Annotated in this window: 9 protein-coding genes; 6 read left to right on the plus strand and 3 right to left on the minus strand. The window is 68.0% G+C overall.

The window, feature by feature from the left end:
- Nucleotides 1-6: 6 nt before the first annotated feature.
- The 5 genes from NM1_RS32735 to NM1_RS32755 all read left to right on the plus strand — a co-directional run bounded on the left by NM1_RS32735 (nt 7) and on the right by NM1_RS32755 (nt 3,623).
- Entirely contained in the window at nt 7-384 is a 378-nt protein-coding gene (locus NM1_RS32735; RefSeq protein ID WP_068029008.1) for a F0F1 ATP synthase subunit epsilon, read from the plus strand.
- Nucleotides 385-616: 232 nt separating this feature from the next.
- A complete protein-coding gene (locus NM1_RS32740) occupies nt 617-1,279 on the plus strand; it encodes an MspA family porin (protein WP_068029011.1) in 663 nt (220 codons plus the stop codon).
- A gap of 29 nt (nt 1,280-1,308) precedes the next feature.
- Nucleotides 1,309-2,001, plus strand: coding sequence for an MspA family porin (locus tag NM1_RS32745; RefSeq protein WP_068029014.1), 693 nt, complete (start codon nt 1,309-1,311; stop codon nt 1,999-2,001).
- Nucleotides 2,002-2,303: 302 nt separating this feature from the next.
- Nucleotides 2,304-2,738 (plus strand): DUF2550 domain-containing protein, encoded by a 435-nt coding sequence (locus tag NM1_RS32750; protein WP_068029017.1) that lies wholly within the window; start codon nt 2,304-2,306, stop codon nt 2,736-2,738.
- 297 nt (nt 2,739-3,035) lie between these two features.
- Nucleotides 3,036-3,623, plus strand: a complete 588-nt coding sequence (locus tag NM1_RS32755) for a cob(I)yrinic acid a,c-diamide adenosyltransferase (protein ID WP_068029021.1) — start codon at nt 3,036-3,038, stop codon at nt 3,621-3,623.
- 1 nt (nt 3,624) lies between these two features.
- Here NM1_RS32755 and NM1_RS32760 read toward each other — a convergent pair whose 3' ends face one another.
- From NM1_RS32760 to NM1_RS32770, 3 genes are read right to left on the minus strand one after another with little or no spacing between them, the layout of a single operon-like run.
- Entirely contained in the window at nt 3,625-3,990 is a 366-nt protein-coding gene (locus NM1_RS32760; RefSeq protein ID WP_068029024.1) for a group I truncated hemoglobin, read from the minus strand.
- Nucleotides 3,991-4,050: 60 nt separating this feature from the next.
- On the minus strand, nt 4,051-4,953 hold the full coding sequence (locus NM1_RS32765; protein ID WP_068029028.1) for a DivIVA domain-containing protein: 903 nt from the start codon (nt 4,951-4,953) through the stop codon (nt 4,051-4,053).
- Nucleotides 4,944-6,080 carry a globin domain-containing protein gene (locus NM1_RS32770; RefSeq protein ID WP_068029031.1) on the minus strand — a complete coding sequence of 379 codons (1,137 nt, stop codon included), beginning with the start codon at nt 6,078-6,080 and terminating at the stop codon, nt 4,944-4,946. The genes NM1_RS32765 and NM1_RS32770 overlap by 10 nt, the downstream gene beginning before the upstream one ends.
- A gap of 448 nt (nt 6,081-6,528) precedes the next feature.
- On the opposite strand from NM1_RS32770, the gene murA reads away from it, so the two are divergent.
- On the plus strand, nt 6,529-7,782 hold the full coding sequence (gene murA / locus NM1_RS32775; protein ID WP_068029034.1) for a UDP-N-acetylglucosamine 1-carboxyvinyltransferase: 1,254 nt from the start codon (nt 6,529-6,531) through the stop codon (nt 7,780-7,782).
- Nucleotides 7,783-8,026 lie beyond the last annotated feature (244 nt).

An 8,026-nucleotide genomic window follows, 5' to 3' on the forward strand; every position in this document is an offset into this window, starting at 1 on the left:
TCCACCATGGCGGAGATGTCAGTTGATCTGGTCGCCATCGAACGGCGGCTGTGGTCGGGGAAGGCGAGTCTCGTCATCGCCGAGACCATCGAGGGACAGATCGGTATTCTGCCCGGCCACGAGCCGCTGCTCGGCCAGCTGGTCGAGGGCGGCACCGTGACCATCGTCAGCACCGAGGGCGAGCGCATCGTCGCCGCCGTGCACGGTGGCTTCTTCTCGGTGACGGCGTCGACCGTGCGGATTCTCGCCGAATCGGCGGAATTCGCCGCCGATGTGGATGTCGCGGCCGCGCGGGCGGTGCTCGCCGATCCGAATGCGTCCGAGCAGGAGCAGAGTCTGGCGCGCGGACAGGTGCGTGCGGCGGAGGCCGTGAGCGCCCGATAACGCGCCGAATTATCCAGCGAAGGCCCCCGGGGAATTGCCCTGGGGGCCTTTGCTGTTAACATCTGGCAACGGTCCGATCGTGACCGAACGGCCGGATTTCCTGTCGGCCCTTTTCATAAGCTTTTCAGCTTCACCTGAAGTACCGAGCATTACCTCAGCACTGGTTGGTTGGCGCACGCGTGGTCGCCATCGGCGGTACCGGGCGACCTCGTCACGATTGAGCGAGGGGTGGATGAACAAGTACCAGGGAATAGGGCCACGGTGGATCGCGCGATTCGGCGCGGCCGCGGCAATTGTTATGACCGCGGTCGGTTTGTGGTCGCCCGGAGCGGCTCGGGCCGATACGTTCGTGCCGTTGCCGGACGGGCATATCGAGCGCCCCGGCGTGAAAATTACCAATGTCGGTGAGCGCGCGGTCATCTCGCCATCGCTGGCAGCCAACGGAGCCGGTCGTACGACGTGGGTGAGCGGCAACGTCACGGTCGATATCGAAACCCCGGACGGTGAGGTCGGGCCCAACAACGGCGCGCTGAACGAGCCGGGGACGAACAACTCGTCGACACACGGCGCCTCCGGGCTCACCGTCGGCTATCTCGTCGGATGCCAAGTGGCACTGGGAAATTTCGGCCCGTCACTGGCCGTGACGCTGTCGCAGACCCCGTCGGCGGCCGCCGGTCTGTCGTTCCCGATCAGTCCCGGCGAGGTGAAGTGGGTTCAGATCAACAACAAGGACATGAAGAAGTCCGGGCAGTACTACCTGAATTACCGGGACGTCCCCATGGATGTGCAGGGGTGCGCCGGCTATGCGCAGGCACGCAGCTTCGCCGTGGTCGAGGTCATCGGCCCCGACTACCAGAAACTCACTCTCTACGGGCAGCCGTTCAGCATCGGCTGACATCGGCCACAGAATGCGAAAGGAAACGCATGATCCGCAGTAATGCTTTGCGATGTGGCCGGCTGACGGGACTGGCGGTCGCGATCGCTGTCGGGATTGGCCTGTGTTCCTCGGGTGCCGCGAATGCCGACACCTTCATTCCGCTGCCCGGCGGTTCGATCACCACCACGCTGGGCGACGGGACCGAGGTCACGCTGTCCATCGTGGACGAGTCGGCAACGATCAGTGGCTCGATGGGTGCGACACCACTGCATCGCAATGTCTGGACGAGCGGCCGCGTCGTCGCGGACGTGTCCGGACCGGGCGCGAGCAGCGCCAGTATCCAATTGAATCCCGGATATGTCGTCGGATGCCAGGTCGATATCGCCTCGCTGAATTCGGAGGAGACCGATACCCAGGGCACCAAGGCTGGTGCGAACGGTGGACTGACGCCGCAACCGCCGGTCATCGGTGCCACGGAGACGCTGACCCTCGGGCCCGGCCAGGCCGTCGCCCGGTATTTGCTGGATATCGAGCAGCCGGACGATTACGGCAACGAGGACCACAAGAGGCATCCGACGGTGAAGGGTTCGCACGCGAGCGTCAGGTGGACCGACGAGACGTTCGCCGTCAACGGCTGCGGAGGGTATGCGCAGGCCCGGGCGTTCACGATGGCCGATGTCTCGACCGATGCCGGAGAAAGCATGCTCACGGTGTGGGGCGCGCCGTTCAGCATGGGCTGACGAACCCGGTGCCGCGGGTCCGGCGGCGCCGTATTCGGCGCACCGCCGGGCCCGCATTCGCCCAGCCTGTAGCCCGCTCGTTCTACTCTCTCCAGAATCCCTTGCGTACCAGGTCCTTTCCGTGACCCGGCCCGTGGAGTTCCGCCCACCGTTAGGATCGAGCGCACGCGAGGTGTACCGGGCGCGACCCTGGACGGACCGGTTTGTAGACTCGCCCCAACGGTGACCTTGTTCGGGATGGCACGGCACTCGCAACAGCACAGGGGCAAAGGCGAAGGGACGGACCTGGATTGCGGACCGGGATGGTGCTTCTTCTCATTCTGGTGCTGCTGCTCGTCGCCCTGGCGCTGATTTCGATCTATCGGTTCGTCATGTTGCGCCGCGGCGGTACCGCCGCGATCCTGCGCATATTGCCCGCCAAGGGCGGCCAGGGCTGGCGCCACGGTTTGATTCGCTACGACGAGGACCGATTGGTCTTCTTCAAGCTGACCAGCCTGAAACTGGGGGCCGATGCCGCGATCCGTCGCCTGGGCATCGAGGTCGTGGACCGGCGCGGCCCGGTCGGCGACGAATACGACATCATGACCGACGACATCATCGTGATCGCGGTGTCCGACGGCGACGGCAGCTACGAACTGGCGCTGGACCGCGGCGCCCTGGCGGCCTTCCTCTCCTGGGTCGAGTCCCGCCCGTCCGAGCGCATCCGCCGCCGCCCACCCCGCCTCTCAGGTTCCTAGCCCGCCGTCCGCGCTTCTCTGGGTTCCTAGCCCGCCGTCCGCGCTTCTCTGGGTTCCTAGCTCGCCGTCCGCGCTTCTCTGGGTTCCTAGCTCGCCGTCCGCGCTTCTCTGGGTTCCTAGCTCGCCGTCCGCGCTTCTCTGGGTTCCTAGCTCGCCGTCCGCGCTTCTCTGGGTTCCTAGCCCGCCGTCCGCGCCTCTCTGGCTCCGAGGCCGCCGCCCACGTCCTCTGGCTCCGAGGCCGCTGGCTCCCCCTCCCATTCCCGGCGCGCTCTTTGCCGGGACCCGTAGGGTGAATGTGTGAGCGTGCACCTGACTCGGATCTATACCCGCACCGGCGACGACGGCAGCACCGGGCTGAGCGATTTCTCCCGGGTGGCCAAGACCGACCCGCGGCTGGTGGCCTACGCCGACTGCGACGAGACCAATGCGGCGATCGGTGTCGCGATCGCGCTGGGTGCGCCGGGCCCGGAGATCGCGCAGGTGCTGCGGCAGGTGCAGAACGACCTCTTCGACGCGGGCGCCGACCTGTCCACCCCGGTGGTGGCGGAGCCGAAGTATCCGCCGCTGCGCATCACCCAGGCATATATCGACCGCCTCGAGCAGTGGTGCGACGAATTCAATGCCGAGCTGGCACCCCTGAATTCGTTCATCCTGCCCGGCGGCACGCCGCTGGGCGCCCTGCTGCACACCGCGCGGACGGTGGCCCGCCGCACCGAGCGCTCGGCGTGGGCGGCGGTCGCGGCGTACCCCGACGACACCTCGGTGCTGCCCGCGAAATACCTGAACCGGCTGTCGGATCTGCTGTTCATCCTGGGCAGGGTGGCCAACCCGGACGGCGATGTGCTCTGGCGCCCGGGCGGCTCCGCCGACGGCTCGGAGTCCTAGCTCAGGCTCCGGAACTCACGATGTCGTCGGCCAGCGGTGCGACGGCGCCGATGATCTGCCCCGTCACGTCCTCGGGGACGCCGGCGGCGAGCAGGGATTCGGTCAGGTGGGCGGCGACCTTGTCGAAGTGCTGCTGTGCGATGCCGCGCCCGCGGTGCACCTCCGCCATGGCGGCACCGGTGTAGGGCTCCGGCCCGCCCAGCGCGGCGCCGAAGAATTCGGTCTGCAGGCCCTTGAGCCGGGACATGTTCACCCCGCTGAAGAACCCCACCAGGTCCGGGTCGTCGAGCACCCGCACGTAGAAGTCGTCGACGACGGCGGCGATGGCCTCGGCTCCGCCGAGTTGGTCGTAGATGGATTGCGCCATGGCGGCGTTCCCCCTCGAATCTGTAGAACGTGAAATCAACTGTAGTGCAACATGTTCGGGCTAGTTGTCGGTGTTCGGTTCCCGCGCCGGCCGCTGGATGCCGAGTTCGTCCGTGCGGGCGAGCTGTGCCCGGCTCGGCATCGGCGTGCCGGTCCGGACGACCGGCACGGCGGGGTTCGGGGTCGCTCGGGTGGCGGTCGCCGCGGCGGCGGTGGCGTAGGCGGCGCCGGTCGGCGCAGCGTCCTCCCGCGATCGGAACCACGGCGAGGCACTTTCCGATCGAGCAGGCGGCGCCGCGGCCCGGCCCAGCTTGTCGATCTCCGTGCACAGCGCATCGATGATCGTCTGCATCTGCTTCTGCGCGACCTGTGCGTAGGCACGGACATACTCGATCTCGGCCGGCGCCGGTTCGGGCGCTCCCGGCGGCACCGTGGTCAGCGAGGCCATCCCGTCGGCGGCCTGGGCCGCGGATTCCTGTGCCTGGCGCAGGATTTCGGCGTATTGCTCCCGGGCCGCGGTGACGAGTTCGCGCGCGTAGGTCTCCGCTTCGCTGACCGTGGTCTCGGCGGAGAGCTGAGCCTGGCTGAGCAGGTTGATCGCGCGGGAGGTCACGCCCGTCACGTCCTTCTCCGATTCCTCGCGCAGCCAGCGGTTCTCCCGCTGCAGCATGTCCACCTCGCCGCGCAGCGCGTCGACGGTGGCATTGCCGACCGGCGCGCCGTGCTGGAGCCGGTTCTCCAACTCGGCGACCCGAGTGGCGAGGTACTCGTTGTTGGCCACCAGGGCCTCCTGGCCGCCGAACTTCAGCTGCTCGGCCATACGTTTGTTGGCGGCCACCTGATTTCCCAGCTCGGCGGCGACCTTGCGCAGGAAGCGGTCGACCTCGCCCTCGTCGTAGCCGCGCCGACCGAGCGCCGATCTCTTGAACTGCATCTTGCCGATGTCGCGTGGGGTCAGCGCCATGGATCTACCTCGGATTCGAACTGCTCGTATCGGATGTGCGTGGGCGCCATGCCAACTGCGAGAAGCTCACTCACGCAGTGTTCGACCATCGGGCCCGACCCGCACACCAGCGCCGTGTAGCCGTCCCAGCGCTGCGCGCGGGCCGCGATGGCGCCCACCGGTCCGCGCGGGCCGCGGAAGGACGGGTCCTCCGAGACGACCGGGGTGTAGCGCAACCACGGGCGGGTGCCTGCGAGTTCTGTCAGATGGTGGTGGTCGTAGAGGTTCCACTGGGTCCGGGCGCCGTGGAAGAGCTGAACGTCGGCCGCGGCACCGGTGCGATGCCACTGTTCGTCGAGGTGTTCGACCACCGCGCGCAGCGGCGCGAGCCCCGTGCCTCCGGCGACGAGCAGCAGGTTGCCTCCCTCCGCCGGGGCGCACAGGGCGGTACCGACGGGCGCGCCGAACCGCAGCACATCCCCGGGTCGCACCGCTCGCGCCAGCGCCGGACTGACCTGCCCACCGGCGACGATCTGCACGTGCAGCTCGAGCGTCCCGTCGGCGCGCGGCGCATTGGCGGGGGAGTAGTAGCGCCACAGCCGCGGCCGGTCGGGAATCTCCACGGCCAGCGACTGTCCCGGCACGAACGGATAGGGAACGGTCGGCCGGACCTGCACCACCGCGACATCGATGCTGCGCCGCTCGACGCCGACCACCTCGGCGTCCCACCAGGCCGGCGCCGACTGCTCATCGGCCTCGGCGGCGGTGACCATGATCCGGGCGACGGCGCCGTAGGCCTCCGACCAGTCCGCCGCCAGCGCATCGGTCCAGGTCGCCCCGAGGAAGTATTCGAGCGTGGCCAGCAGGGAGGCACCGGCCGCCGGGAAATGGTCGGCGACGACGCCGAAGCGCCGGTGGTCGCGGCCCAACTGTTCGACGAAGGTGGCGTCGGCGGCGATCCGGTCGACGTTGCTGACGATCTTGCCCAGCGCCGCGAAGAACCGGCCGCGCTGGTCGGCCATCGACACCGGGAACATCTCCCGCACCTCGGGATGCGCCATGAACAGGTGCGAGTAGAAGTACAGCACCGCCTGGTCCCCGACCTTCTCGACCTCGCGCCAGCTCGTGTGCAGAGCGTGGGTATCCATGCGGGTCAGTGGGCCGGATGTGCGTCGGCGCGGGACCGGACGCCCGGCCCCGGACAGGTGAGTTTCACGAAAATCTCCACACTCCGACGGGGCCGACGGCCTCCGAACGCGGCATGGTGATGTGGATGCGCCTGCGAGCTCGGCCGGGTGTCCCCGAATCAACGAACCGGTACGTACTCGACGCTGGGTACCTACCGAGCCGTCAGGTTACCGGTCCGTCAATACCCTTGCCACTCAAGGAAATTCCGGCCGCCCGTGCCGGATTCACCGGGCAGCCCTGCGGCGATGCGCCCGCGGCTCGACTGCGACATCCGCCCATGCCCGGACGGAGTGGCCACCATCGGCGGTCGGGCCCACTAGGCTGACCCCCGTGAGTGAGCGAAGCGAGCGAACCTTCAACACAGCGTGCGGCACGCACAGCGCCGGCGAGCGCTAGCGAGGAGGCGCTGTGAGTGAACGGTTTCTGGTGACCGGGGGCAGTCGGCTCGTCGGCGAGGTGGCGGTCGGTGGTGCCAAGAACAGCGTGCTCAAGCTGATGGCCGCCGCGCTGCTCGCCGAGGGCACGACCACGATCACGAACTGTCCGGACATCCTCGATGTGCCGCTGATGGCCGAGGTCCTGCGGGGCCTCGGCTGCGACGTCGCGGTCGACGGCTCCGTGGTGACCATCGCCACGCCGACGGAACCGAAGTACCACGCGGATTTTCCTGCGGTGACGCAGTTCCGGGCCTCGGTCTGCGTGCTCGGGCCGCTGATGGCGCGGTGCAAGCGCGCGGTGGTGGCGCTGCCCGGCGGCGACGCGATCGGCTCGCGTCCGCTGGACATGCACCAGACGGGCCTGCGGCTGCTGGGGGCGACCAGCGAAATAGAGCACGGCTGCCTGGTCGCTCGCGCTGACGAGCTGCAGGGCGCCCGCATCCGGCTGGACTTCCCGTCCGTGGGCGCGACCGAGAACATCCTGATGGCGGCGGTGCTGGCCGAGGGAGAAACGGTCATCGACAATGCCGCGCGGGAGCCGGAGATCGTCGACCTCTGCACGATGCTGACCAGGATGGGCGCGCGGATCAGCGGCGCGGGCACATCGGTGCTGACCATCGACGGCGTGCGCAAGCTCTCGCCCACCACACATCAGGTGATCGGCGATCGCATCGTCGCCGCGACCTGGGGTATCGCCGCCGCCATGACACTCGGCGATGTTCGGGTGACGGGCATCAATCCCAAGCATCTGTCCCTGGTGCTGGACAAGCTGCGCTCTTCGGGCGCGCGAATCTCGTTCGAACCGGACGGGTTTCGGGTGTTGCAGGCCGAGCGTCCGCGCGCCGTGAACTTCTCGACGCTGCCCTTCCCGGGGTTCCCGACCGATCTGCAGCCGATGGCGATCGGGCTGGCGGCGATCGCGGACGGCACCTCGATGATCACCGAGAACGTCTTCGAGGCGCGGTTCCGCTTCGTGGAGGAGATGATCCGGTTGGGGGCAGACGCCCGGACCGACGGACATCACGCGGTGGTGCGCGGTATCCCGCGACTGTCGAGTGCGCCGGTGTGGTCGTCCGATATTCGGGCCGGCGCCGGTCTCGTGCTGGCCGGTCTGGTTGCCGATGGCGTCACCGAGGTGCACGACGTATTCCACATCGATCGCGGTTATCCGGAGTTCGTCGAGAATCTGCGTTCGCTCGGCGCCGGTGTCGAGCGCGTCAGCTGATCATGGAACCGGCCCTGACCAGGCGATTTGACATCGATTCTGGTGCCACGTAACTTATTCCAGGTCAGAGCGACACGGACACCGACCCGGAGCCCCAAGGGCCCGGGACACGAGGTTGGACGAGGAGCGCCTGGCGATCACACTGGTTCGATCCGAGGAGCGGATTTGGTTCCGCGTCCGAGGGCGAGCTAAGCTGTTGAAGTTGCCCAGCCGATCGACCGGGATGATCCCGTGAGATTGTTGG

Origin of the sequence: Nocardia mexicana NBRC 108244 (genome assembly GCF_001613165.1) — a bacterium.
Lineage (GTDB): Bacteria > Actinomycetota > Actinomycetes > Mycobacteriales > Mycobacteriaceae > Nocardia > Nocardia mexicana.

Bases quoted from the DNA above. Each gene is read 5' to 3' on its own strand.
- NM1_RS32735 (WP_068029008.1), top strand. From the start codon at position 7: ATGGCGGAGATGTCAGTTGATCTGGTCGCCATCGAACGGCGGCTGTGG.
- NM1_RS32740 (WP_068029011.1), top strand. From the start codon at position 617: ATGAACAAGTACCAGGGAATAGGGCCACGGTGGATCGCGCGATTCGGC.
- NM1_RS32745 (WP_068029014.1), top strand. From the start codon at position 1,309: ATGATCCGCAGTAATGCTTTGCGATGTGGCCGGCTGACGGGACTGGCG.
- NM1_RS32750 (WP_068029017.1), top strand. From the start codon at position 2,304: ATGGTGCTTCTTCTCATTCTGGTGCTGCTGCTCGTCGCCCTGGCGCTG.
- NM1_RS32760 (WP_068029024.1), bottom strand. From the start codon at position 3,990: ATGGCGCAATCCATCTACGACCAACTCGGCGGAGCCGAGGCCATCGCC.
- NM1_RS32765 (WP_068029028.1), bottom strand. From the start codon at position 4,953: ATGGCGCTGACCCCACGCGACATCGGCAAGATGCAGTTCAAGAGATCG.
- NM1_RS32770 (WP_068029031.1), bottom strand. From the start codon at position 6,080: ATGGATACCCACGCTCTGCACACGAGCTGGCGCGAGGTCGAGAAGGTC.